Raw genomic sequence first — 25,607 nt, 5'->3', positions numbered from 1 at the left:
TGCTCATTCTTCGACATCCGCGATCACCCAGTCGCTGATCTCCCGCCAGGCGCTGATGGCCTCCTGATGGAAGGGGTGCACCAAATAGCGCTCCACGGCCTCCATGTCGTCCAGTAGACCGACGACGATGAAGTCGTAAGCGATCGGCCGGGTGGATATGTTACGGCCGACGGTCCACTCGCGGAGTTCCGGCACCTCGCCGCCCACCTTGCCCGCGATCTGCTCGGCCTGCTGGGCTCTGGCGTCGTCCCACGAGACGCCGGGCTTGAACTTGAAGAGCACGTAGTGGCGGATCACAAGCGTCCTCCTGGCACGGGGGGAAGGGTTGCGTCCTCGGGGACTTCGCCACGGGCGGCGGCGCGCCGCGCGAACTCGCGTACAGCGGCGAGCTGCCGGTCACCGAGGGAGTAGTCGAGCACTCGGTAGTAGTCGAGGAGCACCTGCTCGGACAGGCGTCCGCCCGGGCTACGGGCCGACTCGGCGGCTGCCGCGGTGGCCACCGCCTCGGGGTGCGCGCGGGCTCGCTCAGCCGCGTCGGCGAGCGCCGCGGCCACGGCCCGTACCCGCTCGGGGTGCTCGCGCGCGACCTCGCGCCGCACCACCCAGACGGCGAAGACCATGGGCAGGCCCGTCCAGCTGCGCCAGAGCGCGCCGGTGTCCTGCACCCGCAGGCCGGCCGGAGGCCGGGCGCGCAGCCGCAGCGCCTCGTCCCCGATCAGGACGGCGGCGTCCGCAGCGGCCAGCATGTCGTCCAGGTTCTGCGGAGCAGAGCGGTACCGCGGGCGTACGCCTACGGCGTCCTCCAGCAGCATCCGCGCCAGCAGGGCCGTGGTGCGGCTGGCCTCCGACAGAACGACCACGGCCCCGTCGAGGCGCTCGAGAGGGGCGCGGGAGACGAGGTGGCAGGAGTGCACCGGTCCGTCGCTGCCGACCGCGACGCCACCGGGCAGTAGCTCCCAGGCGTCGGCGTGCCGCAGATACCGGACGAGACTGACCGGGCCGGCGTCCAGGCGTCCCGCCAGCAGTTCCTCTGCCAGCCACTCCGGCGGCCCGGACACCATGTCGAACTCTTCGCAGGCGCCGCTGTACGCCAGGCCCCAGCGCAGCGGGGCACAGTTGAGGTAGGAGATGTCTCCCAGCCTCAGCGAGGGGGGCGGAGAAGCGGAGGTGGAACGACGGGAAGCGGCCGGCGGTCGGGAGGTGGCGTGGACTGCGGTCACGGAGTCGGCTCGCCGTGGTCGGACTCGGTGGATGCGGCGGACTCCGGGGCCGGGCCCCGGCACAGTCGCAGGATGTCCGTCACCAGCGTGGTGCCCTCGGGGCCGAGCGCCTGACGGTAGCGGTCGATGACGACCATCTCGCGTGCCAGAACGGTGCGTGGACCGCCCTCGCCCTGACGGCGCTGCTGGATCCGGAAGGAGACCCGGTGACGGCTCTGAATCAGCTCGATAATCTTCGAGTCGAGCGTGTCGATCTCTTGTCGGTCGATTTCGATGGCGGCGTGCGCATCAATTTCCACGGCCTTCGCCGTTAAATCCCCCGTACTTTGCTGCGCCACGAACCACAACTCCTTCGGTTGTCTGCGATTCATTGGTTGCCAGAATGTTATCCACGCCCTCACTCGCTTCCACAAGAGCTCACAGCCCCTTGTCTTGGATCATGAGACAGAAGCGGCGTGACATGTCTTACATTCGGTCAACACCGGCCTGCATTCAGCCAATGCGGGCCAATGTTTCAGCCAAAGATGCAGGAAGTGTCGTTCAGATGTGACTGCTCATGCCCTTGTGCGACCGTGGCTTGATCGTTCGTGCGTCCGGGCGAGCGCCGGCTGTCGTACGGCGACTCGCGCGGGTGGTTGCCCAGCAAGCTGCGGCGATCGAGCGGCTCGAAGCGCGCGTTGCCGAACCGGAGGCAGAGAACGCCGAGTCGAGGTGCGTCCGGTTCAGGGCTCCTGGAACTCCTCGAAGCCGCCGTCCTCGGGTTCGCCGTTCCGTAAGCCCCGCCATGTTCGCAGCGCCGGCCTTCGGGACGCAGGCCCGGAGCGCAGGCGGGCACGAGGGCACGAACCTGGAGCGGGTCGCCGCCCCCGATGCCGTGGTCGAACACCGCCCCGCCGTCGGCGACGGATGCCACGACGCACTGCCCAGACGTCCATGACGGTCCGTCGGAGTCGCTGGCCGGCCGTTTCGGTGCGCGTGTGGCTGACCACGGGTGGCCTGCAGGCCCGGCGGTCGGGTCGGGTGGGGCGAAGATTTGAACAGCGACTCGGCATGCCTCCCGGGCAAGCACCCGCTGCCCGGGAGCCGCAGCCGGCTGCCCTGGTCGCCGATGGCGCAGACGCGGCCGCGCAGACTTCCACCGCGGCGCCCTTCTGTCTGCTTGACGCTGCGAAGAGTGCCGCCATCAGCGTTGTCATCAGGACAAGTCCCGCAGGTTCAAGGGCCGTTCGTGGCGCCACGCGGCGAAGAATGGCCGGCGCGCCCGAGTATGAGGTGCCCGGCCTACCGATGAACTCCGGCAGCGCGGCCACGAAGGCGTGAACTGCTCGAGGGCCCGGCGGGTCGGGGGCCGGACCCGGGATGGCGATCACCGCTTGCAGGCGCCGACCGGGCGCGGGGAGGTCGGCCTCGGCGTGAGGCCCTGGATCACGCCGCGCGCGTGGCAGGCGCAACCGCCCCAGGCGGGTGGATGGCGTGATCTGCACTACCGGGCAAAGTCACGGTTGGCCCGCCGACCATCTTCCCGCAGAAGCCGTACCGGCAGCGAATTAAGTTCATCCATGAAACGCTTCTACCCTCATCTACCGAACTAAGTTCGCCATCTTAGTCAACAGGCCATCCATCCGCTAACCTACGGCTCGATACGCCGGTCATGCTTCGGTCAATGATCCATTACTCGTCAACTGATGGAGGTGACGCGTACTCGGTCAACGGGGTCCCAAGCTCGTGGCGATTACTTCCGTGGTCCTGGCCGGGTTGCTCTGAAGCAGCTCGTACGCGGCTACCAGGGCCGGCCCTCGCAGACGTTGGGCCGCTGACCACCGGCGCGATCCGATTCACCATGGCAGCTGCTGCGCTCTTCGTGATGGTCCGCCTCCCTCCGGTCGCGTCACGCGGCCGGATGACCGCCGGCGCCGGGTGCTCCACCTGAGCGGACTGCTGGGCGTCACTGCCTACTTCATCCTCGAGAACTCCGGCGTTCAACTCTCCACTGCCGCCGCCCCATTCATCATCGTGGGGACCCATCCGCTGATGACCATGCTTTGTGGAACTGCTGATCCTCCGGCACCCCATCTCGCTGCTTCGAGCCTGCGCCGTGCTTCCACTCGGCGCCGGAGCGACGTTGGTCGTTCACACCGGGGTCGAGGCGGCGCCACTCGTCGAGTGCTTCTCACGTCCTGAAAGGCGAGCGAATGAAGAAGGTCCTGCTCGTTGAACTGTCCGTTTTCGAGCGGATGACCCCGCTGGCCTCCGGTTACCTTCAGGCTTATGCCATGACGGATTCGGTGGTTCGCAGCGAGTACCGGTTCGAGCGGTATACAACCGTCGCCAAGACCCCCCGGGCCGATGTCATCCGGGACCTGGTCCGATCAACTGCCGATGTGTACGCCTTCAGCTGCTATGTCTGGAACATGGGCCTGGTGAAGGCTGCCGTCGATGCCATCAGGCAAGCAAGGCCGCATGCGCAGATCATCCTTGGCGGCCCTCAGGTGATGTCGCAGGCCGGTCGTTACCTGAGCAAGACCGATGAACGGACTGTTATCTGCAACGGAGAAGGGGAGATCACCTTCACGCAGTACCTTCTCGCGCTGACCGACTCCGGTTCGGGCTTCCACGAGGTCAACGGACTCAGCTTCTACTGTGACGGGGAATTGGTGACGACCCCGAAACAGCCGAGGATCAGCAACCTGGACGACGTACCCTCGCCATTCCTGACCGGAATCTTCGACTCCGATTACAGCATCGCCATATTGGAGACGAACCGCGGTTGCCCCTACCACTGCGGGTTCTGCTTCTGGGGTGCCGCCACGAACGACCGGGTGCACCGTTTCGACGAGCAACGGGTCCGTGACGAAATCAAGTGGATAGCCAAGAACGAGATACTTTTCCTCTTCATCGCCGACGCGAATTGGGGAATGCTGAGCCGGGATGTTGACATCTCTCAGCACATCACAAATTGCGCAGGCGACCATGGGGCGCCGAACGTCGTCTACTTCTCCGCGGCGAAGAACAAGCCGCATGCGGTCACAAAAATCACCGGCATCTTCCAGGACGCAAACCTCATCGCGTCGCAGCCGGTGTCGCTGCAGACCCTCGAGCCGAGCAGCCTCGATCTGATCTCTCGTTCGAACATCAAGCTGAGCGCCTTCGCGGAGATCCAGGAAGATCTGCGCGAAAAGCAGATCAGCTCCTACGTCGAACTCATCTGGCCATTGCCGGGGGAAACCCTCGATTCTTTCAAGCGCGGCATTGGCACGCTGTGCGAGAACGAGGCGCAAACAGTGATCGCGTACCCTCACCTGCTCCTCAACAACACCCCCATATATCACAATTCAGAGAAAATGGGGATAGTGAGCCGGCCGGCCGGAGGGGGAGCCGCAGAAGCCCGGGTTGTCATTGGCACGAAAGAGGCTTCCGAAGAGGACTTCATCGAGGGCATGTATTATTTCTATGCCTTCCATGCTCTGCATAATACGCGCAGCCTCCGGACGGTGAGCCGCTACCTGGTGAAGCAGTCGGGGATTCAATACCAGGACATCTTCTCCGCCTTCGCTGAATTCTTGCGCCGGCAAGGGGAGGATGACCCCATTCTCGCGTACATGGAACGCTCTGTCCGAGATGCGGACTATTACGACGTGAATAACTACGGTCTTTTCATTCATTCCGTGGTGCACGAGCACAGGGAGCTTTTCAACGATCACGTGCGACGCTTCGTGCAGGGCCAGGACTGGTGGGGAGACGACAAGGTGCGGGCCTTGTTCGAGATCGACCTTCTGAACCGTCCCTACATGTACAGCAATACGCCCATGGACGTGCACCCTGAAGGCTTCCATGCGCTCCACTTCCTCGACCGCGGTCCACGCAGCTATACAGTCCGGGTCCCAGAAGAATACATGGCGGATCTGGCCGATTCGGTCCAGATCCAGACGACGCCGGCGGATGGTGTATTCACGGTTGAGCACAAACGGCTGCAATATCCATTCATGCCGACGCAGAGCCGTGACCACAGCGGCTCCTACTGTCATGGAATGATTGAGAAGGTCGGGAACATCATGCCGTTCTGGCAACCGGCCTCGCCACGCGGAGCAGACCGGCTGGTTAGTGAATCATCTGACGAGAAAGGACTGGCCCCCCATGTCGCAATCTAATACGGGGATCGAGGAGATCGACACAGCGCCTCTCGCTCCGTCGGATCGTGATCGCCTCATGTCGTCGAGCCGGATGCATACCGGTTATCCGCGGGACAGCTCGCTGAGCGATCTGTTCGCAGAGCACGTCGAACGCCGTCCCGACGCGCCCGCCGTGACATATGGTCCCGTTACGTTGACCTACCGGCAGCTCGACAGGGTGACCAACTCTCTGGCCTCCCGACTGCGGGAACTCGGCGTGCAGCCTGACCGGTTGGTCGCGATCCGCGCCGACCGGAGTCTCAGCGTCATTGTGGGCATGCTTGCCACGGTCAAGGCCGGTGGCGCCTATCTGGCACTGGATCCAGCCCACCCTGCCGGCCGGATGCGCACGATCTTGGAGGAATCCAAGCCCGTGGCGCTGTTGACGGAAGCCGGCGGAGATGATCCAAGCGGTCTTGGGATCCCTGTGATCACGGTCGCCGGGCACCTGGGGGACGCTGTGCGAGACGGCGCCACTTACGACGTCCGGACGGACGGGGGCGCCGGCCCTGAAGATCTTGCCTATGTGGTGTACACGTCGGGCTCGTCCGGCACGCCGAAGGGTATCTGTGTAACGCACCGCAACGTGGTGGCGCGCACGCGGAACACTGATTACCTCAAGTTCGAGCCGGGCGACCGGGTGGCGCAGATCTCGAACGCGGCCTTTGATGCCGCCACCGTCGAGGTGTGGGGGGCGTTGCTCAATGGGGGAGAACTGGTTGGATTCGACCGGGACACAATACTCTCGCCGGGTCGGCTGGCAACCGCTCTGCGAGAGCGTCGTATTGACACCGTGGTGATGGCGACGCCGCTTTTCAATCAGCTTGCGGCGGACGACCCTTCGACGTTTGCCACGGTCTCTCAGGTTCTGGTCGGCGGTGACGTAATGGCGGTCCGCCAAGCCAACTCCGTCGCGGCGCTGCCGGGTTGCACGCTGATAAACGGTTACGGCCCCGCCGAATGCACGACGCTCGCCACTGCCCACCACGTCACGCCCGTGCCCGAGGGCCAGTTGAGGGTGCCGATCGGTCGCCCCATCTCGAACGCGACCTGCTACGTGCTCGACGACATGCTGCGGCCTCAGCCGGCCGGGGTGCCCGGCCAGCTGTACATCGGTGGTGATGGCGTCGCGCGCGGTTATCTCGGTCGTTCGGACCTGACGACCGAGAGGTTCATTCCTGACCCCTTCGCGGCAGAAGCAGGCAAGCACATGTACGCGACAGGAGATCTGGTGTGCCAGTTGCCGGACGGCTCGCTGGATTTCCTTGGCCGTGCCGACTTCCAAGTCAAGATCCGGGGATTCCGGGTCGAAATGAATGAGGTCGACGCGACGCTGCTGCAGCATTCTGGGGTCAGCGAGGCGGTGACGGTTGCTGACACCGACACCCAATCTGGAGACAGGACACTCGTCAGTTACTACGTGGGCGCAGGCGAAGCATCCCCGGAAACAGGTGACCTTGTAGCGTTCCTGCGTGAACGGCTGCCTGACTACATGGTTCCGTCACGTTTGATCGGCCTCCCCGAACTGCCGAAGAACGCCAACATGAAGATCGACCGGGCGCAGCTGCCGTCCCCGGTCATCTCATCGCCTCCAGCAGATGATGACCTCCTCCCGGCGGACGCCGACGTGCTCGACGACGAGATCGCCGCCATCATCGCGCGACTGCTGGACGTGCCGAGCTTCGGTCGTGAGGAGAACTTCTTCGACGGCGGCGGGCAGTCAATGCTTGCGATACGACTGCTGACCCAGGTTGACAGGCGCTTCGGTGTCAATATGACGCTGGCAGAGTTCTTCGAGGACCCGACGGCGCGCGGCGTTGCCGAGTACATCCGGCAGCGGACCGAGGGCGCCGCCGCAGAAACCTCGGGCTTTGCTGAGCCTGATCCGGCCGTCCAGCCCGAGGCAGGGCGCCCATGACGAGGACGCCCGATGTGTCGTGGTTCCCTCCCTGCCGGGCGGAAGCCACTCCTCCGCCGGCACTGGACGCGGAGGCGATCCAGTTGTTCTGCCTGCCCCATGCTGGGGCAGGCGCGTCGGCCTATCGGGACTGGCCTGTAATGCTGGCCCCGGGCATCGAGGCGATACCCGTGCAGTTGCCGGGACGGGAAAACCGCCATAGGGAGCCGGCGCTCCATTCGGCTTCAGAGCTCGTCGCCGAATTGAGAGGGCCCTTGGCCGGCCGCGCAGGGAGAGACTTCGCCTTGTTCGGGCACAGCATGGGCGCTCTGCTCTGCTATGAACTGGCACATGTACTGTCCGCGCTCGGCAAGCCTCCGAGACATCTGTTCGTCTCAGGGCTGGGCGCGCCGCATCTGCCGCCTGCAGGCCCGCGGCTTCACGACCTGCCGGACGACGAGCTTCTGGCGGTCATCACGAAGCTGGAAGGGACTTCACCGGAGGTACTCGCCCAGCCGGAGCTGGTGCAGCTACTGCTTCCCTTGTTCCGCGCGGACCTCGAAGTCTGGGAGACGTATATCCCGCACCGGGGTCCACTTCAGGTGCCGATCACGGCGATGGGCGGTCGCCACGATCCTGGCGTCAGCCTGGACATGCTCAGCGCATGGGGAAGCCTGACATCAGCCGACTTCCATCTCGCGGTATTCGACGGCGGCCACTTCTACCACCATGCTGCGCCTGACGATGTGGCCGCGGTCCTTGAGGAGCGGCTACGGGAGTCCAGCCCGGTGCCGGCAGATGCGGAGCAATACGATCACCGCACAAGGGCTTGACGCCAACTCTGGCTGATACCCGGCACGTTCCGGGTATCAGCCGTCCCCAGGTATTGCGAGCCGGCGACCCTTCGGGGCGGTGACTTCGAGGGTTGAGCCGGGTTGGTCAGGCTGCGCGGGGCGCCTCCGGCGGCATCCCGGAAGGGGCACGGGTCAGCGCAGTCGGACGGGGAGGACCTCCAGACCGTGGATGAGGCTGGAGGGCCGCCACCGCAGCGACGACTCCGGCACCGCCAGCGTCAGCCCGGGCAACCGGGACAGCAGCATCCCGAACGCGATCTCGCCCTCCAGCCGCGCCAGTGGCGCGCCGAGGCAGTAATGGATCCCGTGCCCGAACCCCACGTGGCCCGACGCGTCCCGGCCCACGTCCAGCCGGTCGGCGTCGGCGAACCGTGACGCATCCCGGTTCGCCGACGACGTCGCGAGCATGACCCATTCTTTCGCGGGGATGATGGCGTCGCCGATGGTCACCGGCTCAAGCGTGAATCGTTCGGTCGCGTGGTTCAGCGGGTTCGCGTACCGCAGCAGTTCCTCGACCGCCGAAGGCAACAGCGAAGGATTGTCCCGCAGCCGCCGCAGCTCGGCCGGATGAGTCAGCAGCGCCAGCACCCCGCTGGCAATCAGGTTCACCATCGTCTCGTGCCCGGCGACGAGCAGCAGGAACACCATCGAGAGCAACTCGTGCTCCGACAGCGAGTCGCCCGAGTCACGGGCCGCGATCAGCGCCGAGAGCAGGTCGTCTGCCGGTGACTGCCGGCGCTCCGCGACCATGTGCGTGAAGTATTCGTACATCTCGACGGCAGCCGCGCGGGACTCCTCGCGCGTCCCCCGCGAGGACAGCAGCGTCCCCGACCACTCGCGGAACGACTCCCGGTCGTCGACCGGGATGCCGATCAGCTCGCAGATCACGGTCACCGACAGCGGGAAGGCGAACGCCTCGATAAGGTCCGTCTCGGCGGGGCCGTCCGCCATCGCGTCCAGCAACTCGCCGGTGACGGCCGAGATCCGCGGCCGCAAGGCGGCCACCCGGCGTGGAGTGAACGCCTTCACCACCAGGCGTCGCAGCCGGGTGTGGTCGGGCGGATCGAGGTTGAGCATGTGCTGGTCGAGATACGCCTGCACGGGGTCCACGTTGATGTCGAAATCATCGGGTGTCATGTGCGTCACCCAGTCCTTGGCCAACCGGGGGTCGGCCAGCGCGGCGCGCACGTCCTCGTACCGGGTGACGAGCCAAACCCGGATGCCCTCGGGCGTGATGACCGGAGTCACCGGCGCGGACGAGCGCAGCCGCGCGAACAAGCCCTGGGGATCCTGAAAGAATAAATCGTCCAGCCGCTCGGTCGCGAGTGGCAGTTCCCCCCCTGTATCCACCATGCCGTCAGCTTATCCAATAACGAGTTTGGCCACCAGCAACCCCGATGGCGTGCAGCCCGCATGAGTGCCCGGCGTCGCGGAGTGGCGCTGTCAGCAATGCCGCTCAACTCAATGCGGTAATTGGGGGCTTTCCGGTCGTTGTTGGTGCCAAGGGGAGTTCCGCTGAGGTCATTTGGTGACTGTCGGGCCGGGTCGCGGTCGGGATGCCGACGCACGCGCGCACCCAGTTGCTTGTGGACGAGGTGCTGGCGAAAACGGGCCGGATACAGCAGCGGAACGGGCTGTTGCCGGCCCGGCTGGTGACGGCAGCCGCGCTGGGCCGCGCCGACCAGTCAGGGGGTGCTGCCTCCGAAGGACCCGCCGGAGGACGTAGGTTGGGGCCGCTCGATCACCCAGCGGGGGTATGGCGTGGCGGGACGGGATCTGCGAGCGCTGTTCAGCAGCAACGACCGGGGCATGGCCACGGCGGAGGCGTTCACCGGACCCACGTCGGACAGAGCGGCCCCGCGCGGTGCACGAACGACGCCCGACAGGACGACCCCACCATGACCAGGAGCCGGACGACCACATGACCAAGGACGTCATCGCCCTCACCGATCGCATGCCCGACCCTTCGAGCGTGCTCGCCGGCCTGCTTTCCGGAGGCCCCGACAAACTGGTGGGCACGGAGGGAGACGGTGCCGTGGTGCAACTCTGCGACCCGCAAGGGCGACCGCTCGTCTCCGTGGAGACTCCGATGCTCATCGAGGTCGCCGGAGAGGCCGAGCGGCTGCTGGGAGCCACGGCGCCGCCCGTTCCGTACTGGTGGACGGAGGCCCGCGCCACCACGGGCGTCCAGGAGGCCGAACGGCTCGCGGGCACCTTCGCGGCCCGGCTGACCTCACTCCTCGGAGGCTCGGCCTGGCCCCCTGAGCTCGCCCGGTCGCTCGCGGTCGTGGAGGGCGACGGGGCGAGTGCGGCGAGTGCCGTGCCGGCCCCGGCGGCGGCACAGCCGGCGGTCGATGTCCTGACCGACAAGGTCGCCGTCGTGATCCAGGACCGTCCGGTGGTCGCCATGACGGCCTGGCTGTCCGACGCGTTCCGGGCCGCGGCAAAGGCGGATCTCGGCCTGCAGATCGTCAGTCCCGCGGGTACCACGCTCTCCCCCGCCGTGCGCAACGCCCTGCCGGGACACCCGTCGCGCTGGGTGGTGCAGGACGAGCGGGACGGGTACTACGACGGCCGGTCCGGGGCGGTACTGCGCTGGCAGAACGGCATGTTCGCACCGGTCGACGCGGTCCTGGCCTCCGACGGGAACGCCGACACCGCCCGTACCCCGGTGGCCGCCGCCTTCAAGGAGACAGTGGACGCCGGTGAGCGCCAACTGGCCCTCACCTTCAGGACGATCCACCCGGCGGACGAGCGTCTGGTGCTCGGCGGAGCCGTGGAGGCGGTCTGGCGCGAGCTCACCGGCGAACCCCCCGCCGGGTGGGGCACCGCGGAGCCCGCCGGCGTCCCCTGGTCACCGCGCCGGCTCACCGACGTCGCCTACGAGCGGTCGCCTCGCCCGACCTGGGCCGTGGTCGTCGGCAGCCCGGACCGGCCCGGCCTGGCGACGGTCCGCATCAGCCGCACCAAGGCGGGCGTCGAGGAGGAGGTGACGCTGGCGTTCGGCTACGGGACCGGCGAGGCGCCTCCGTTGGACGCCCTTCCGGGTGCGTCCGAGTTGCTCGCAACGCGCCACAACCTCCAGTCGCTGCTTGTTCAACTGCGCAAAGCCCGCCGCGATCTGGCGGTGCCACCCCGTTTCGAGGGACCTGGCGTCCCGGTGGCCTTCGTGCTCGGCGCGGAGGAGGTTCGCCGGATCCCTGGTGATCGCGCCCGTCGTACGCCGCTGTCCGTGCCGCCGGTGCAGCTCGGGCCGAAGGCACGGCCGGCCCTGTACTACTCCCTGCCGGGGGATCCGTCCGATCTGTCGGGGTGGCGGGACTTCGAGCGACTGGTCAGCCATCTCCAGGGCGTGTAGGAGGCACGGAGAGCGGGATTCCGCCAACGCCCGGGTCAGCGACCGGTATTGGACGGTCCTGGTGTGACATTGTCGACTCCTGCTCGGAGTGTCACTAATGTTGATTGCTTCCGTGACGCCTGGGTTGGTAGGCATGAGCTTCGTACGTCCATCTGAACGAACGGGGGAGTTCGATGAAGTTCGACATGGGCGCGCAGACCCTGTCGACCCTGACGTCGCAGTCGCACGGCTCGAGCCGGGACCTGGGACTGTTGATCCGTCAGCTGATCCAGGCGGCAGCGCCGCTGGAGGGCAGGTTCAACGGGGCGGGCAAGGCGGCGTTCGACCTGTTCAAGTCCCGTGCGGACGAGATCACGGCAGATCTGAACGCCTCGCTGGCGGCGATCCTCGGCGGGCAGTCGGGGATGGACGCGGCCTTCGGCTCCGGCGATCAGGAGCAGGACGAGAACGCGAGGACGCAGATGTCTGCGGCGAACTTCGACGCGGCGCGGTTCTCGGGTCGTAGCTGACCTAGTGACGTGGCGGCGGTGGCCGGAACTTACGGGGAGTGATTGTGATGGCGGGTGCAGGCAGCGACCGTCGGTCGTACGACACGGGTGCGTCGAACGAGGCGCAGGGCAACATCCAGGCGGTGATCGCACGTCTGGAGCTGGTCATAGCGGCGCGTGACGCCCAGGTGAAGAACGCGATGAAGGACTTCGCGGCCGATGGCGTGGCCGATGAGTACCACGGCAAGGAACTGCGCTGGTACAGCACCTCGGAGGAGGTGCGGAACATCATCCGGCTGCTGAAGACGACGCTGGAGAAGAACGACGCGACCGCGCAGCAGACGCTGGCTCGGGCGAAGGCAGCGGTCGACGGCATCGGCTGAGACACCTCGTACACGCCCGCCCCGCCGGAGAAACGATCCGGCGGGGTGTGTGGCGCGTGGCGGCAGTGCCAGTCCGGATTCGGCAGGGGGCTTTCATGACGGCGTGGGACATCGAACCGCAGGGTGTACAAGGCCAGTTGCAGCTCACCGGCGCACGGGCCGGGAGCCTGGAGAAGGTACTGAGTGCGATGATCGCGGACCTGGCTGCGGCTGCGCAGGCCGCGGGCACCGCGGTGCCGGGTTCGGCGGTCTATCCGACTCGCGTGGGTCCGTTGGCGCCGGGACCGCGGCCGTCTCCACTGATGGCTCACCAGAAGGCCGTGGGCCCGGTTGCCGCGGCGCTCTCCCAGTACGCGGAAGGGCGGTCGCCTGCGCTGAAGGCGATGGCCGATCGTATCCAAGCGGCTGTCCTGGGCGCGGCGAAGGCCACCGGCGAGTACGTCGAGGGTGACCTGGCCGCGGCCGAGGAAGCCCAGGACGCGGCCCGTCAGGTGCGGCTGGACCTGCTGATGCGTGACACCGGGGGGAACCAGCGGTGAGCGACAACAATCCGGTCGACCCGTACGAGATACCTCATTTCACCGGCAGCTGGTGCGAACTGGACCTGCGAGTGAAGGCGCTGTCCGGCGCGAGTACGAAGATTCCCACCGCCGCCGGTGACGTCCACACGACATTCGGTGGACTGCGGGCGTACTACGAGGCTCCCGAGGCGGAACAGCTCTTCGCGGTCACCGAGCCGGTCAAGTCCACGGCTCAGCAAATCGGTTCCGATCTGTCGGTGATCGCCGGCGCGCTGCGGACCTACGCCCAGGATGCCCAGCCGCTGGCCAAACAGCTCGACGAACTGCGAGCGGAAGCAGCGGCTTTTCGCGCCAAGGTCGCGGACGACGACGAGTGGCGCGAGGACGGCGATCTGATCGACGAGAACCTGGAACGCCGTAACAAGGTCGCCGAGGTGTGGACCGCGTTCCAGGCCGCGGAGACGGCGTGCTACGACAAGATCGTCGCCCTCGTCGGCGGCCCGCCTCTGAAGACGGACGACGGCTCCGGCAAGGGGGGCATGTACGGCTACGACGCCGAGGCCCTCAAGCAGGCCAAGAGCCTGCCGTGGGGCGACGCGGTGGAGGAGTCCACACCGGGCTGGCAGGTGTGGGAGCACGCCGCCGACTTCGTGACGGGCTTCGTCGTGGACGGCGTGTGGGCCACGGTCGTGGGCCTGGGCACGCTGGCCGGCTTCAACGGCTGGGACGCGGCAGGCGAAGCGTGGAGCGGCCTCGCAACGCTCGGCGAGGGCCTGGGATTCACCATCATCTTCGGCATCGACTCTCCCTATTGGACGACGCCGGAGGACGAGCTCCCTCCTCGGTTGCGCGAGTCGCGTGTCGCGATCAAGGAGACCGGCAAGGCGCTGCTGGCCTGGGACGACTGGGACGCCCATCCGGGCCGGGCGGCCGGGGCGGTCACGTTCAACGTGGTGACGACCGTCTTCACCGGCGGTGCGGGCGGCGCGGCGTCGACGGCGGGCAAGGCCGGCGCGGCGGCCAGGGCGCTGGCGGTCGCCGGCAAGGTGAGCCGCGTAGTCGACCCGATGACCTACGTCTTCAAGGGCGCGGGCGCGGGCCTGACCAAGCTCGGCGACGTGATGGTCGGGCTCAAGGACATGGGCAAGATCAAGGTCCCGCCGCTGCCCGAGGGCGCCATCACCCTGCCGCCGGGCGCGTACAAGCTCCCCGACGGCACGCTCCACCTGCCGGAAGGCGCGGCCATTCCGGAGGGTGCGTTCGCCGTCCCCAAGCGCAGCGTCCTGCTCGCGGAGGGCACTCCCATCCCGCCGGGCGCGGTGGACCTGGGCGACGGAATGGTCCAGCTCCCGAGGCGCGGGGAGGTCCCGGCCGGCTCGGTGGCGGTGCCCGAGGGCACGATCAAGGTCCCTGGGGGCGCAACGGCACTGCCGCCCGGTACGGCCCCGGCAGGCACGGGCTTCTTCTCGCCCGAGGGCCATCTGCTCGCCAGGGACGGCTCCCTGCTCCAGCACGCCGACGACGCGCCCAAGGCCACCACCCCGGCCAACGGCGCGGACGTCTCGCCGACCGCACCGCCCGTTCGGCAGCCGGCCCTGGTGGGCGCGGGCGACGACGGCTTACGCCTCGGCGACAACGCCCCGGGCACGTTCCCGGACCGCACGCCGGGCGGCGGGGCGGGCGACAACATGCCAACGAACAACCTGGACAACGGGGTGGGCGGCGGCACGGGCCGCGCGGGCGACAACACACCCACGGGCGGTGCCGGCGGCCACGCCGACACCCCGTCCACGGGCAGCGGCGGCCGCGACGTCCCGGGCGGCAGTGCTGCGGACAACGGCACTAGCGGCTCCGGCAACGCGGTGACTCCCGGCGGCAGCCAATTCGATCCCCCGTCGGCGAGCAGCGTTCACCCGAGCGGCCTGGACGATGCGGCCCGCAGGGCTGACGATGCGACACACCGTGCGGAGTACGAGGCTGCCCGCGAGAAGCCCGCCGGCGAGCGGACGCCCTCAGAACGAGCGGCGATCACCCGCGAGCACATCCGGCTGGCCAACGAGGATCCTGTCTGGCGCTCGCAGCACTACGACAAGTGGGGGCCTGGCAAGCGCAACAGTGCCGAAGAAATGGTCGACGGACAGCTCCTGCCTAAGCTCGTCGAGAAGCCGGGCGGCGGTTGGATGGCGGCTGACGACCTGCCTTACGCGAACCCGGAACGGTACGACGTAAACCCCATGAACAGGGGACGGGACACGGTTACCCCAGATAACCTCAATCACCTCGACGAGGTTTCGGCCAACCGCGTGGCAGGCATGGACCTCGCCGCAGCGGACAGGGCTTACAAAGCCAACCCGACTCACGAGAGCGCGAAGATGCTCGCCGACGCGCAGGAGCATTTCAACAAGACGGTCGGCGAAGGAGCCTCCAACAACAGCAAGCTCGGCGAGGCCCTCGGTGAGGAGGCTGCACGCCGGCACATGCTCCGGCAGAAGGAATTCGAAGGGGCCAGGGAGATCACCGACCTCCCCGACACCCCCAACGGCTCCAAGAGGTTCGACCAGCTTTGGCGCGACAAGGACGGCAACCTCATCATTGTGGAGGCAAAGGGCCCCAACGGGACGCTCGAGTGGCGCCAGGGCAACGGTGCGCAAGACAGCGGCACGATGGTGAAACAGGGAACCATTGAGTACATCCGCACGATCCTGGCCGACATGGACGAGCGAGCCGTCACTTCACCGAACGATGCCAGGTACGCCAAAGAGATCCGAGCGGCCATCAAGGACAAGACACTGCGGTACGTCCTCGTTCAGGCTGTCGAAAACAACGGTAAGTATGCTGGAGCTGAGCTCAAGCACTTGAAAATCTTCTAAGGAGAAGCTCGTTGGTCTCGATCATCCCCCGCCACCCCTTTCCCACAGGGAACGCGGAAGAAGGCCTCGCCGTACTCCAGGAGAACGCACAGGAGCTGATCGACGGACTCGAGGCTGACTCCACTGATCTGGGCGACGCCCAGCGCATCACGCTGACCCTGGCGCACTCGCGCTGCCTGCTGGATCCGCGGGCGGCAATCTTCCCCACGTGGGACGCCTGGGCCACCGCGATGCAAGTCGGCTCCGCCGTGTTCGCCGCCGCCACCACGGTCGAAGAGCAGGTGCAGTGCCGTATCGCGCACAAGGACCGCACACTTCAGGCCACAGGTCCACAGTGGTACGTGACTCCGGGTGCCTGGATCAATGCGTTCTACCTGGCTGTGGTGTGTCGGGAGCGGGACAGGATCACAGCCCTGAGTCAGGTGCCCATGTCTCTGCTTCGGGAGAACGGTTCGCGCTTCGAGGAGTACCACTACGCCTGGATCGACACTCTTCAGACCTATTGGCTCGGCGGGCCCGACCTCGGCCAGAAGCTGGTTGCTGCGGTCGACGCCACGGACCCGCAAGTCGTCGCCGACCCGGAGACGGTGGGCAAGCTGCTGTACCCGCCGATGGAACTGCTACATCGCATCATCCGCAAGGACCAGGCCGGCTTCACCCAGGCACTGACCAACGCCCTGCAGTGGCACAAGGAGTACTGGAGTGAGGAGAGCCGGTCTGTCCAGGCCCCAGGCCTCGTCGCTCTCGCCCCCCTTGCCATTGCCTGCTTCGCCCACGACGCGGGCATCTCCATCGAGGTCGAATCCGAGTACTTGCCTGCCGTCCTGATCAAGCGGAACTGGTGTGGAGAGTTCCCCACGTAAGAGGGCCGACCTGCGGTATCGGCCTTCCCGTCTCGATCACGATGCGTACAGCTCCCTCGGGGAACTCGGCGTCGTACGTCCGCTTCTCGGTTCCCGTGAACCTCAACTCCCCTGCAACATGAGGGGCTCCTCGTAAGCTCCCCGGACAGCAGCCCCGCTGATCAGCAGCGCAGCCCCACGATTCCCCATCCCCTGGCGTGCGCGGCGGTGACGACTTCGTTCCACCCTTCCAGGAAAGTCACGAACGAATCGAAGTCGTTGATCCAGCCCTCTGGACGCGCGACGTGCCGGTCGAACGGTTCGCGCAGTGCTTCCAGCTGCGGGGATACGCATTCCCACAGGAGTTTCAGCTCTGCTGCCTCGATGGGCGAGCTCCACATGAGCGTGTTCACCGGCCAAGGGCTCGACCGCTCGGGTACTTGCTCCGCATCGATGTCCTCCATGTACTCGAGGCCGTGCCAGAACAGTACAGAAGCGAAGCGGTCCAACCTGCCCCGAAGCTGCGGATTCGCGAAGTCGCGGAGCCGTTCCCACCGTTCACCCGCCCAGAAGTGCGGCTTGTACGAGCCGAGCGTCCGGGAGAACTCATAGCTCGCGTACCAGTCGGCGGCAGGCCGTGTGGGCCAGGTCCAGCCCTCGTCTGCGTTGGGCCACGTGTCTTGGCCGAAGGCAGCCTCCTCCAGGAGGTCGGCCCGCTCGTCCGGCGGAGAGGCCTCGATGTGTGCCCAGTCAACGATCAGTACCTCGATCGACACACCCACGGGGGCAAGCACCGCCATTCCTGTCGAGCTTTGTTCGCGCAGCAGCCACATTAGGCAGAGGGACAACGCCGCCGGCTTCAGGGTCATGTGGGTGGCTCGCCGTACAGGTCCGTGTTCAGAGGTCACTTGGCAGGTGCTGCGTCGTGGCTGCAACGGGAGTGACCGCGTCCGTCAGGCCGCGGATCTGGCCCGCGGCGGCGGAGCCGGTACACGGTCGCCGACGCAGCAGCGAACGGTGTCGTGCTGCGTGGGGGACGGTGGCGAGGAGCTCTCCGGGCCGTTGACCATGGGCCGCGTCATGCCGAGAAGCGACCCGGCCAACTCCGTCTCCCCGACGGGTGGATGTCAGTGCCGCTCGGCATGATTGCACTCATGAGTCACAACATCGCGTACTCGACCGCGGACAAGGCTGACGTCCTGGCCTACCTGGGGAGCAACGGCAACCTCACGGCAGACCAGCGACGCTGTCTCGACGGGATACGCAAGTATGCCCAGGCGCATCAGGAGGATCTCGATCGCCAGGGCGTCGACTGGGGCCTGTCCATCCCGGACGCGCTCGATCACCTCATCGCCGGACGCACCGACTCGGACGCGGAGTGCGCCGGCAACGCCTACCATTCCGCGCTTCAGCACATCATCGACCGCAACGCGTCCGATCCGTACAACCTGGGCACCTACTCCAAGCCCAGCATGTTCTTCGGCTTGGTGGACGACGAGATGCGCCGCCTCGGTGTGCCTGCCGACCTGCTGCCCCACGGCTACCTGTATGGCGGGCTTCCCGACGACTTCCCGCATATACCGCACTCGCTGGACGGCTATCCGGCCATCGGATACCTGCCGCTGGCCAAGACCAAACCCGCCGCGGACGCCTACCGCGCCGTTCTCGACCGGATGGACCCGGACTTCCGGTACGACGTCCAAGAACTCATCGACAAGCTCGACTTCGAGCACGACGAGTGGGAGAGCGCGACAAGGAAGGTCGACTGGTACACCCAGGACACGCTCTTCTTCCAGCTCACGTGACCGGGTGGGGCCGGCTGGCGAGTTCCCCACCTGACGGCGGGGAACTCGGCTGCTGGCGCCAGTCGGAAGCCTCAGCCCGGGATCTCCTCGATGCGTTCGCGGTTGAGCAGATGCGTCGGCAGGTACGGCTGCTTCAGGTCGACGGGGAACCCGTGGTCGTACGCCAGGCTCGCCATCGCCAGCGGTCCGAGCGCCACCCGGGCGCGCGGCGCCGGCGAGTCGCCCCAGTAGGTGGCGTGGTGTGCGACGGCTTCGGTCAGCGCTTCGGCGAAGGCCTCGTGGTCGCGGGTGATCAGACGATGGAAGAGGGCGACCGGCTGGTAGTCGATCAGGTTCACGAAGTCCTTCGGCGCCCGGGTCAGTGCGTCGGGCGCGGACGTCTTCATGGTGGCGAGCAGCTTCTCCACCACATTGTCCATGGGGCGCTCGGCCCAGTAGGTCTGCAGCGTGTCGATCCAGTGCAGGACGTACTCGTCGATCGAGTCGTCCTGACGCAAGACCTCCAGCGGCACCTGGCACAGCCGGTCGATGCGGGCACTCTGCCGGCACACGACCGCGACGTAGAAGGCGTCGAGCCAGGCGCGGGCGTCCGCGGGTGGCTCGGCGGGGACGGCGGGCAGCTGCCGCACGAGGTCGCCGCCGAGGTGACACTCCTGCGGCTGCGCGCCGGTGAACAGCGCGGAGCCGAGCTGTACGGCACTGGCCCACGCGTCCCAGGCGGGGAGGCGGCCCACGTCGGGATCGACGGCGCAATGGGTGTGGGCGAGTTGGAGGGCGGAGGCGAAGGCGTCGCCGAGTCCACGCCGGTCCTGTGCGAGCCGAGCTATCGCATCGGCCGTGGTGTGCGTGAGCTGGTCGATGTCCGGCGCGTCGACCGCGACGCGGCCGGCGAGCCGCCCCGCCAGGTCGAGGCGGACCAGGCCCTTCAAGATGCCGAGCAGTTCCGGCGGCGGCTGGAGGGAGAAGGTACGGGTCTCGGGGTCGATGACGGTGAGCGACGTAAGGCCTCCTCGGTGCCACCAGTAGACGCGAGGGGACAGCGCACCCGGTCCGTCCTGATAGGCACCGAGGGCATACTGAGAAAGGTCGTTGATGGCGTCGGCGACGGACCCGTCGCTGAGAGGGTGGAACGCCAGCAGGTGCCGGGTCGGCACGGCAACGAGGGCTCCGGCGTCCGGGAGTGGTTCACCGGTGACCTCCCGGGCCAGCTCGGACAGGAACAGCGCCTTGCTCGCGACGAACGGGGAGTCGCCGTACACGGAGTGCAGCAACGCCCGTCCTTCGATGGCCACTTCCTCATGTTCGACGGGTATACGCATCAGGTTCGCGTACGCCGCCTCTCCCAGCTCCTCCAGCCCTGCCCGCTCCACGTCCGGGTCGGTGAGGATCCGCACGGTGGTGGGCTGGTCGAGGGCGTAGGCGAAGACGAGCCCGTCGGCGACCACACGCGCGTAGCGCATGGCACCGACGAGGTCCGGGGTGATCGATTCGGTGGGCAGCAGCCGTGCATGCACCCCGCTGAGCAGTTCCGCTGCGCTCTCGTCGCCGTTGCCCGCCGCCTGCAATCGGGCGAAGTGGGTCTCCACCAGCTCCGGCCAACGCTCCTCCGGCGCTCGGCGGCACATGTGCGCCAGGTTCTGCAGGGAGTAGGTGTGGCTGTTGTCGGTGTAGGGCGCGGCGAGTTCCCGCAGATGTGCTGCCTGTACGGCGGTCAGCATCGGCAGGTCACGGTCAGGGGCGTCCGGCGTGTCAAAGGCGGCGTCTGCATTCACCGTTGCGACTCTACGAGCCGCGTGCGCGACGACCTGACACCGGGTCATTCGCGGTCCGCAAGCCGTGCTCGTCAGCCCTCAGACGTGTACGTCAGGAACTCCGCCCAAGCGTCGGACGTGAAGCCGAGCCGGGGTCCCGGGGGGTTCTTGGAGTCGCGGACGTGGATCGTGCCGGTGGCCGCCGCGACCTCGACGCACGCAGGGCCGTCGTTGCTGCTGTAGCTGCTCTTGACCCACCTCAGCGTGGAGCCGTCTGTGCCTGAAGCCTTGCCGGTCATGTCTCTCCAAGGGCTTTCTCGATGAAGGCCAGAGACTCCCGTGGGGTGAGAGCCTGCGCCCGGATGATTCCGTATCGCAGCTCGACGATCCGAACCTCCTTGGGATCGGAGATCAGACGGCTGGACAACTGGCCCTCCCAGTGTGCCACCGCACTGCCGTCCTCGAACTTGAGTAGTTGGAGCGGCCCGCCCATCCCCGCGTGATCCTCCCGGTCCGTCGGCATCACCTGGACCTCGACGTTCCGCAACTGGCCAACTTCCAAGAGGCGTTCGAGCTGCCGACGTGCCACCATCCTGCCTCCAAGAGGGCGCTTGATCGTCACCTCTTCCTGGACGAAGGACAGCGTCGTCAGCGGCTGCCTCTGGAGGATCTCTGTCGCGCCATCCGGCCCGCTACGTAGCGATCCACCTGGTCGCGGCTGAAGGAGGGCCGCCGCATCTCGTACAGCGCTCGTGCGTACTCCTCGGTCTGGAGCAGCCCGTTCACGTTGTGGTTGTCGTACGCGCCCATCTCGACCGCGTCCGCCTCCAGTCTCGCCAGGTCCCTGACCTTCTTCGGGTACCTGGCCTCCGCCACATCCTTCTTCATCGCGGCGAGTTTGCCGCCCGCGCCGAGGACCTCGTCCACCTTGTCCAGGAACTCCGGCTTCGGGATCCGCTTGCCCGTCTCGACCTTGTAGATCTGGTTCTCGCCGTAGCCGATCGCCGCGCCCAGTTCGGTCGCGCGCATGCCGGCCGCCTCGCGCCAGAGGCGGATCTGCCGGCCGACCGCCGCGATCACCGCGCCCGAGTCGTCCTCCAGGTCGATGTCCCGGTCCGGCTCGTCCGCCGTGCAGTCCCTGCTGACCTCAGCTGTCATACGACACCCGCCTCCGCCCGTGCCTGTACCGATTCGCGCTGGACGCCGTACCGCGTGGACAGGCCGGGGCAACTGCTGGACAGTCGCTGTCCGTACGCACGTCACTACTGTTCAGCGTAGATGCGAGACGGCCACGCTGAGTGATGTGAATCCGCAAATCACTCGAACCGAATCTTCCGCTCCCGTACGGAAGTTCACCGTGCTGCTCTCCCCCACGCGCCGAGGTGCTCGCCTCGCCCGGCTGCTGACGGCAGCACAACTCACCCGATGGGGCGTCGAATCGGAGCCGGCGGTTCAGGTCGTCGCCGAACTGGCCGCCAATGCCGCCCTCCACGGCCGCGTACCGGGGCGGGACTTCCGTCTCGACCTCGCCGTCCTGGAGGACGGAAAGCGCCTTCGGATCGAAGTCACCGACACCCGTGGCGAATGCCTGCCGAGAAGGCCCACGGGACCGGACGATGCCTCCGAATGCGGACGCGGGCTGCTGATCGTCGAGGCGCTCGCGGACAGTTGGGGTGTCACGCCAGGGCCCGTGCCCCGCAAGACGGTTTGGGCGGATATCGACCTGCTGCCGTGACCGTCGCCGCCGGGTCGCGGATTCCCGCGATGCGGTTCTCCGCGACGCGGCGGGGCACGACGCAAAAGGCTTGAAAGAACTTCTTCAAGGACCGGGGGAAAGAACCCTCCCGACCCCACCCCGCCCCACGCTCACCCCGTCACTCGCACGGGTGACATTGGCCAATTGGGCTGGATTTGCGTCCGGTTGGCGGGCATATGCTCGCGGCGACAACCACAGACATGCGACGGCCCCCGGCCGGGAGTGCAATCCCGATCGAGGGCCTGACCACCGAGGAAGTTAGGCCCTTCCCGATGGATACCCAGCAGGTTAGCGCGCCCTCGCGCGCCACGTCCCGCGTTCCCGGCCGTGTCACCGCCTTCGGCGTGATCCACGTCAACGCGATCCACACCACACGTTTCACGATCGTCGGCAACCACCTCGCCCAGCACCAGCAGTTGTCGCTCACCGCGATCGGGCTCGCCGTCCACATCCAGTCGCTGCCCGACGGGGCCAAAGTCGGCATCAAGGTGCTGGCCGACTGCTTCCCCGAGAGCGAGGCCCGCATCGCCGCCGCGCTACGGGAGTTGGAGGACCACAGCTACCTGTCGCGCACCCTGGAACGGCTGCCCGACGGCAAGGTCGTGACGCGGACGATCTCGTACAACCGGCCGTGCACCGCCGTCCCGGCCGCGACACCGACGCCGGCACCCGTACCGCCCCCGGATCCCGAACCGGCCGCCGTGGCGGAGGCCGCCCCGGCACCGGAACCGGCCGTGGCGCCCGAGCCGCCCGCCCCACCCGCGCCCTTGCCGCCGCGTCCACCGCTCCCCCAGCCGCAGGCCCTCGACCTTGAGCGGCACCGCGCGGCCACCGACCTCCTCGGCGGCCTGCGCCGTCACGAACCGCGGCTGCTGCTGGCCGAGCACGACATCCGCCGTCTGACACCCGCCGTCGCCACCTGGCTCGAACGCGAAGTCCACCCCGACGCCGTACGCCACGCCCTCACCACCGACCTGCCCGAACGCCTGAAACAGCCCGCCGCCCTTCTCGCCCACCGCCTCACCGCACTCCTACCGACGCCCTTGCCGACCCTCGTCCCACCGAAAGCCCGCAACCCCCTCCAGAACTGCGACAGGTGCGACCGCGCCTTTCGCGGCCCGGTGCCGGGCCGCTGCCGCGATTGCCGCGAGGCGCAGGCAGCCGCTTGAACCGTCCTCACCCTCACAACCGAAGGCACCCCATGGTCAGTTCTCCCCACGAGGCGATGCACCGCATCTTTCAGGAGTATCCGGAGCTGTTCTCCCGCGTCTCCGAGGTGCTCGGTGTCCCCTTCACGGCACCCGTCTCGGCCACACTTCTGCCCACCGACCTCACCGAGGCCCGTCCCTTGGAACGCCGCATCGACACCCTGTTACGCATCGACACCGAGGACGACGAGACGTTCCTCCTGGCCATCGAGGCCCAAGGGAAAAGGGACCCGGACAAACCCGCGAGCTGGGCGTATTACCTGTCCTTCCTGTACACGAAGTACCGGACGCCGCCACTGTTGCTGGTCGTCTGCCAGGACCGGGCCACCGCCGAATGGGCCTCGCGCCCCGTACCCATCGGCCCGCGAAAGTGGCCTGCGCTCACCCTGCGCCCCCTCGTCGTGGGTCCGCACAACATGCCGGTGATCGTCGACGTGGCCGAAGCCCGGAAGGACCTGGCGCTCGCCACGCTGGCCGCCATCACGCACGCCGGCGATCCGGACATCGGTGCCATACTGAAAACGCTGTCCGCCGCACCTCGGGACGCACCGGAAGCCATAGCCGACCCCATCGTCGAACTCACCGCACAGGGCCTGGGCAACCGCCCGGCCGCAGATCAGTGGAGGAACCTGGTGGCCGTGGATCTTTCTTTCTACACGTCTCCGCTCTCGGAGGAGATCCGGGACGAAGGCCGCGCGGAAGGCCGCGCGAAAGGCCTCGCAGATGCCATCCTCCTCGTCCTTCAGCAGCGGGGACTCGCCGTTCCCGACGAGGCCCGCGAGCGGATCACCACCTGCGACGACACGCAGTTGATGAGCACGTGGCTCAGCCGCGCGGTGACCGCCGCCTCCACCGAGGCGATCTTCACCGCGGAGTAGCAGCGGACATCGGCGAGCGACGCCTTCCGTTGCTCCTCCCGGGCGAGCGCACGCCCAGGTAGCCGTAGGCCGCTGCCCGGGCGTGCGCGGTGCGGGCCACCCGACCGCACCGGAGGAGCACGCTCTCGTCACCGACCCCGCGAGGTTGACCCGGCGTAGCCCCATGGCCAAGGATCACGGCCCATGAAGCGGAATTCCTCCGGCCGGATGCTGGTCCACACGCGTAATGCGGCGATGGCGCTCGTCGCCCTTCTGCTGCTGATCGCGGGCTTCTGGTCGTCGTGGGGCACCGCACAGCACATCCTGCTCTCCAAGGGCCGTGAGCACGGCACGCTCGCCGTCTCGCGCTGCGACGACGACACCTGCACCGGGGCGTACACGCCCATGGCTCCGTCACCGGACCGGGCGGCGGTGACGATCGAGAAGTCGGTCTCGGTGAAGAAGGGCGTCACGCTGTCCGTCGTACTGAAGCCGGGTACGGGCGAGGCGGTGCGTACGGGGCCGGCCGGTGGTCTGTACGCCTGGGTGCCGTTGGGCGGTGCGCTGTTGCTGTCGGCCCTGGTGATCGGCGGCGGTCTGCGGCTGACGCGGCTGGCGTGGGGCGCGGCGGGTGTCGGCGGGGCGCTGCTGCTGGCGTCGTTCCTGGCACTGTGAGCGGGGTCGACCCTGGCACTGCAAGCGGGTCGACCGGAGCCAAGTGCCTTGGCGGAATCATGCATTCACCTGATCGTTATCAGGACTATCGGGACGAGCGGGAACTCTTGGTGCGGATACGGCGCTCGGCAGCTTGACCCGCGCACCGGTTCACCGGGACGCTGAGCCGCCCCCCACGGCCTTCCCTCTCACCCATGGACTGCCCCATGCGCATGCTCAATTGCACCGGCGCCCTGCTGGCCGCCGCAGCGCTTTCGCTGACGGCCGCCCCCGCCGCGTTCGCCACCCCGCCCGGCGACAACGGCAACGTCAAGATCCACGACATCGCGACGGGCGAGTACGACCACCGCAACAACCCCAAGGTCTGCACGTTCTACCTCGACAGCTTCCAGTTCGACGGTGCCCAGAAGGTCGACTGGGAGATCCAGGCGTGGGCGGTGAACGACCTCGCCAAGGCGACTGTGGTCAAGTCCGGGTCCCTGACCCTGGACGGTTCCGGCCACGAGCGCACCGAGGAGATGACGCTCGCGGACGGCCAGTACAAGCTGTTCTGGACCTTCGACGGCCAGAAGAGCAGCGCCGCCAAGCACAAGGTCTTCAAGGTCGACTGCACCGACGAGGAGACCCCGGGCGAGGACAAGCCGGGTGACAAGCCCGGTGACAAGCCGGGCGAGAAGCCGGGCGAGAAGCCCGGTGACAAGCCGGGCGACGACGCTCCGGCCGCCCCGGACGAGTCACCGGCCGCCTCCGAAACCGCCGCCCCCGCGCCGTCGGCCGACGGCGCCTCCGGCGACCTGGCGGAGACGGGTGCCGGTGCGCCGGTCAGTGCGCTCAGTGCCGCCGCCGCGGCTCTGGTCGCCGTCGGCGGTTACCTGCTGGCGCGGCGCCGTACGGCACGGCGTCACTGAAACGACAGCGTCACTGAAACGACGGTGCCCCCGCCCGCCGCTGAC

The 25,607-nt window shown here is 67.5% G+C and carries 22 protein-coding genes and 1 pseudogene; 15 read left to right on the top strand and 8 right to left on the bottom strand.

Features of this window, described 5'->3' with window-relative positions:
- Positions 1–3: 3 nt before the first annotated feature.
- Genes IE198_RS14270 through IE198_RS14260 form a run of 3 tightly spaced genes read right to left on the bottom strand, consistent with a single transcriptional unit; the run spans position 4 to position 1,591 of the window.
- Complete coding sequence (locus tag IE198_RS14270) at positions 4–297, bottom strand: Dabb family protein (RefSeq protein ID WP_189886409.1); 294 nt, start codon at positions 295–297, stop codon at positions 4–6.
- The gene (locus IE198_RS14265) at positions 294–1,220 is read right to left on the bottom strand and encodes a menaquinone biosynthesis protein (RefSeq protein WP_189886407.1); all 927 of its coding nucleotides are present in this window, start codon (positions 1,218–1,220) and stop codon (positions 294–296) included. Before IE198_RS14265 ends, IE198_RS14270 begins: the two co-directional genes overlap by 4 nt.
- A complete protein-coding gene (locus IE198_RS14260; protein ID WP_189886405.1) occupies positions 1,217–1,591 on the bottom strand; it encodes a chorismate mutase in 375 nt (124 codons plus the stop codon). Before IE198_RS14260 ends, IE198_RS14265 begins: the two co-directional genes overlap by 4 nt.
- 1,821 nt (positions 1,592–3,412) lie before the next feature.
- On the opposite strand from IE198_RS14260, the gene IE198_RS14255 reads away from it, so the two are divergent.
- From IE198_RS14255 to IE198_RS14245, 3 genes are read left to right on the top strand one after another with little or no spacing between them, the layout of a single operon-like run.
- The gene (locus tag IE198_RS14255) at positions 3,413–5,368 is read left to right on the top strand and encodes a cobalamin-dependent protein (protein ID WP_189886403.1); all 1,956 of its coding nucleotides are present in this window, start codon (positions 3,413–3,415) and stop codon (positions 5,366–5,368) included.
- Positions 5,355–7,307 carry a non-ribosomal peptide synthetase gene (locus IE198_RS14250; protein WP_189886401.1) on the top strand — a complete coding sequence of 651 codons (1,953 nt, stop codon included), beginning with the start codon at positions 5,355–5,357 and terminating at the stop codon, positions 7,305–7,307. Before IE198_RS14255 ends, IE198_RS14250 begins: the two co-directional genes overlap by 14 nt.
- Positions 7,304–8,119: a thioesterase II family protein gene (locus IE198_RS14245; RefSeq protein ID WP_189886399.1), complete on the top strand. Its 816-nt coding sequence runs from the start codon at positions 7,304–7,306 to the stop codon at positions 8,117–8,119. Before IE198_RS14250 ends, IE198_RS14245 begins: the two co-directional genes overlap by 4 nt.
- Positions 8,120–8,272: 153 nt before the next feature.
- Here IE198_RS14245 and IE198_RS14240 read toward each other — a convergent pair whose 3' ends face one another.
- Complete coding sequence (locus IE198_RS14240) at positions 8,273–9,493, bottom strand: cytochrome P450 family protein (protein ID WP_189886397.1); 1,221 nt, start codon at positions 9,491–9,493, stop codon at positions 8,273–8,275.
- A 568-nt stretch (positions 9,494–10,061) separates the two neighbouring features.
- Between IE198_RS14240 and IE198_RS14230 the strand changes: the two genes are divergently transcribed.
- The 6 genes from IE198_RS14230 (at position 10,062) to IE198_RS14205 (ending at position 16,623) form a co-directional block, all read left to right on the top strand.
- Complete coding sequence (locus tag IE198_RS14230; protein WP_189886394.1) at positions 10,062–11,498, top strand: DUF6177 family protein; 1,437 nt, start codon at positions 10,062–10,064, stop codon at positions 11,496–11,498.
- A 173-nt stretch (positions 11,499–11,671) separates the two neighbouring features.
- Positions 11,672–12,007, top strand: a complete 336-nt coding sequence (locus IE198_RS14225; RefSeq protein ID WP_189886393.1) for a hypothetical protein — start codon at positions 11,672–11,674, stop codon at positions 12,005–12,007.
- Positions 12,008–12,054: 47 nt separating this feature from the next.
- Positions 12,055–12,369: a pore-forming ESAT-6 family protein gene (locus IE198_RS14220; RefSeq protein ID WP_100107548.1), complete on the top strand. Its 315-nt coding sequence runs from the start codon at positions 12,055–12,057 to the stop codon at positions 12,367–12,369.
- 95 nt (positions 12,370–12,464) lie between these two features.
- A complete protein-coding gene (locus tag IE198_RS14215) occupies positions 12,465–12,908 on the top strand; it encodes a DUF6507 family protein (protein ID WP_189886390.1) in 444 nt (147 codons plus the stop codon).
- A complete protein-coding gene (locus tag IE198_RS14210; protein ID WP_189886388.1) occupies positions 12,905–15,760 on the top strand; it encodes a hypothetical protein in 2,856 nt (951 codons plus the stop codon). Before IE198_RS14215 ends, IE198_RS14210 begins: the two co-directional genes overlap by 4 nt.
- Before the next feature lie 11 nt (positions 15,761–15,771).
- Positions 15,772–16,623 (top strand): immunity 49 family protein, encoded by an 852-nt coding sequence (locus IE198_RS14205; protein WP_189886386.1) that lies wholly within the window; start codon positions 15,772–15,774, stop codon positions 16,621–16,623.
- 161 nt (positions 16,624–16,784) lie between these two features.
- Here IE198_RS14205 and IE198_RS14200 read toward each other — a convergent pair whose 3' ends face one another.
- The gene (locus IE198_RS14200) at positions 16,785–17,471 is read right to left on the bottom strand and encodes a hypothetical protein (RefSeq protein ID WP_229833920.1); all 687 of its coding nucleotides are present in this window, start codon (positions 17,469–17,471) and stop codon (positions 16,785–16,787) included.
- Positions 17,472–17,756: 285 nt separating this feature from the next.
- Between IE198_RS14200 and IE198_RS14195 the strand changes: the two genes are divergently transcribed.
- Positions 17,757–18,407 carry a DUF7691 family protein gene (locus IE198_RS14195; RefSeq protein ID WP_189886381.1) on the top strand — a complete coding sequence of 217 codons (651 nt, stop codon included), beginning with the start codon at positions 17,757–17,759 and terminating at the stop codon, positions 18,405–18,407.
- A 71-nt stretch (positions 18,408–18,478) separates the two neighbouring features.
- Here the strand turns inward: IE198_RS14195 and IE198_RS14190 are convergent, their stop codons facing one another.
- From IE198_RS14190 to IE198_RS14180, 3 genes and pseudogenes are all read right to left on the bottom strand, one after another.
- The gene (locus IE198_RS14190; RefSeq protein WP_229833918.1) at positions 18,479–20,179 is read right to left on the bottom strand and encodes an immunity 49 family protein; all 1,701 of its coding nucleotides are present in this window, start codon (positions 20,177–20,179) and stop codon (positions 18,479–18,481) included.
- 71 nt (positions 20,180–20,250) lie between these two features.
- On the bottom strand, positions 20,251–20,457 hold the full coding sequence (locus tag IE198_RS14185; protein WP_189886379.1) for a DUF397 domain-containing protein: 207 nt from the start codon (positions 20,455–20,457) through the stop codon (positions 20,251–20,253).
- A pseudogene (locus IE198_RS14180) lies at positions 20,454–21,316 on the bottom strand (helix-turn-helix domain-containing protein). The gene IE198_RS14185 and the pseudogene IE198_RS14180 overlap by 4 nt, the downstream one beginning before the upstream one ends.
- Before the next feature lie 145 nt (positions 21,317–21,461).
- Between IE198_RS14180 and IE198_RS14175 the strand changes: the two are divergent.
- The 5 genes from IE198_RS14175 to IE198_RS14155 all read left to right on the top strand — a co-directional run bounded on the left by IE198_RS14175 (position 21,462) and on the right by IE198_RS14155 (position 25,562).
- A complete protein-coding gene (locus IE198_RS14175) occupies positions 21,462–21,893 on the top strand; it encodes an ATP-binding protein (protein ID WP_189886377.1) in 432 nt (143 codons plus the stop codon).
- A 293-nt stretch (positions 21,894–22,186) separates the two neighbouring features.
- Positions 22,187–23,083: a helix-turn-helix domain-containing protein gene (locus IE198_RS14170; protein WP_189886376.1), complete on the top strand. Its 897-nt coding sequence runs from the start codon at positions 22,187–22,189 to the stop codon at positions 23,081–23,083.
- A gap of 32 nt (positions 23,084–23,115) precedes the next feature.
- Complete coding sequence (locus tag IE198_RS14165; protein ID WP_189886374.1) at positions 23,116–24,000, top strand: RpnC/YadD family protein; 885 nt, start codon at positions 23,116–23,118, stop codon at positions 23,998–24,000.
- Between the two features lie 183 nt (positions 24,001–24,183).
- Positions 24,184–24,654: a hypothetical protein gene (locus tag IE198_RS14160; RefSeq protein WP_189886372.1), complete on the top strand. Its 471-nt coding sequence runs from the start codon at positions 24,184–24,186 to the stop codon at positions 24,652–24,654.
- Positions 24,655–24,860: 206 nt separating this feature from the next.
- Entirely contained in the window at positions 24,861–25,562 is a 702-nt protein-coding gene (locus IE198_RS14155) for an LPXTG cell wall anchor domain-containing protein (RefSeq protein WP_189886370.1), read from the top strand.
- The last annotated feature ends 45 nt before the right edge of the window (positions 25,563–25,607 follow it).

Origin of the sequence: Streptomyces xantholiticus (genome assembly GCF_014651015.1) — a bacterium.
In the GTDB taxonomy this organism is placed as follows: Bacteria; Actinomycetota; Actinomycetes; order Streptomycetales; family Streptomycetaceae; genus Streptomyces; species Streptomyces xantholiticus.
This window is presented reverse-complemented; position numbering and strand designations above follow the sequence as displayed.

What these genes read in the sequence shown, in the direction of transcription:
- IE198_RS14260 (WP_189886405.1), bottom strand. Translation starts at nt 1,591, where the DNA reads ATGAATCGCAGACAACCGAAGGAGTTGTGGTTCGTGGCGCAGCAAAGT.
- IE198_RS14255 (WP_189886403.1), top strand. Translation starts at nt 3,413, where the DNA reads ATGAAGAAGGTCCTGCTCGTTGAACTGTCCGTTTTCGAGCGGATGACC.
- IE198_RS14250 (WP_189886401.1), top strand. Translation starts at nt 5,355, where the DNA reads ATGTCGCAATCTAATACGGGGATCGAGGAGATCGACACAGCGCCTCTC.
- IE198_RS14245 (WP_189886399.1), top strand. Translation starts at nt 7,304, where the DNA reads ATGACGAGGACGCCCGATGTGTCGTGGTTCCCTCCCTGCCGGGCGGAA.
- IE198_RS14240 (WP_189886397.1), bottom strand. Translation starts at nt 9,493, where the DNA reads ATGGTGGATACAGGGGGGGAACTGCCACTCGCGACCGAGCGGCTGGAC.
- IE198_RS14230 (WP_189886394.1), top strand. Translation starts at nt 10,062, where the DNA reads ATGACCAAGGACGTCATCGCCCTCACCGATCGCATGCCCGACCCTTCG.
- IE198_RS14225 (WP_189886393.1), top strand. Translation starts at nt 11,672, where the DNA reads ATGAAGTTCGACATGGGCGCGCAGACCCTGTCGACCCTGACGTCGCAG.
- IE198_RS14220 (WP_100107548.1), top strand. Translation starts at nt 12,055, where the DNA reads ATGGCGGGTGCAGGCAGCGACCGTCGGTCGTACGACACGGGTGCGTCG.
- IE198_RS14215 (WP_189886390.1), top strand. Translation starts at nt 12,465, where the DNA reads ATGACGGCGTGGGACATCGAACCGCAGGGTGTACAAGGCCAGTTGCAG.
- IE198_RS14200 (WP_229833920.1), bottom strand. Translation starts at nt 17,471, where the DNA reads ATGACCCTGAAGCCGGCGGCGTTGTCCCTCTGCCTAATGTGGCTGCTG.
- IE198_RS14195 (WP_189886381.1), top strand. Translation starts at nt 17,757, where the DNA reads ATGAGTCACAACATCGCGTACTCGACCGCGGACAAGGCTGACGTCCTG.
- IE198_RS14185 (WP_189886379.1), bottom strand. Translation starts at nt 20,457, where the DNA reads ATGACCGGCAAGGCTTCAGGCACAGACGGCTCCACGCTGAGGTGGGTC.
- IE198_RS14170 (WP_189886376.1), top strand. Translation starts at nt 22,187, where the DNA reads ATGGATACCCAGCAGGTTAGCGCGCCCTCGCGCGCCACGTCCCGCGTT.
- IE198_RS14165 (WP_189886374.1), top strand. Translation starts at nt 23,116, where the DNA reads ATGGTCAGTTCTCCCCACGAGGCGATGCACCGCATCTTTCAGGAGTAT.
- IE198_RS14160 (WP_189886372.1), top strand. Translation starts at nt 24,184, where the DNA reads ATGAAGCGGAATTCCTCCGGCCGGATGCTGGTCCACACGCGTAATGCG.
- IE198_RS14155 (WP_189886370.1), top strand. Translation starts at nt 24,861, where the DNA reads ATGCGCATGCTCAATTGCACCGGCGCCCTGCTGGCCGCCGCAGCGCTT.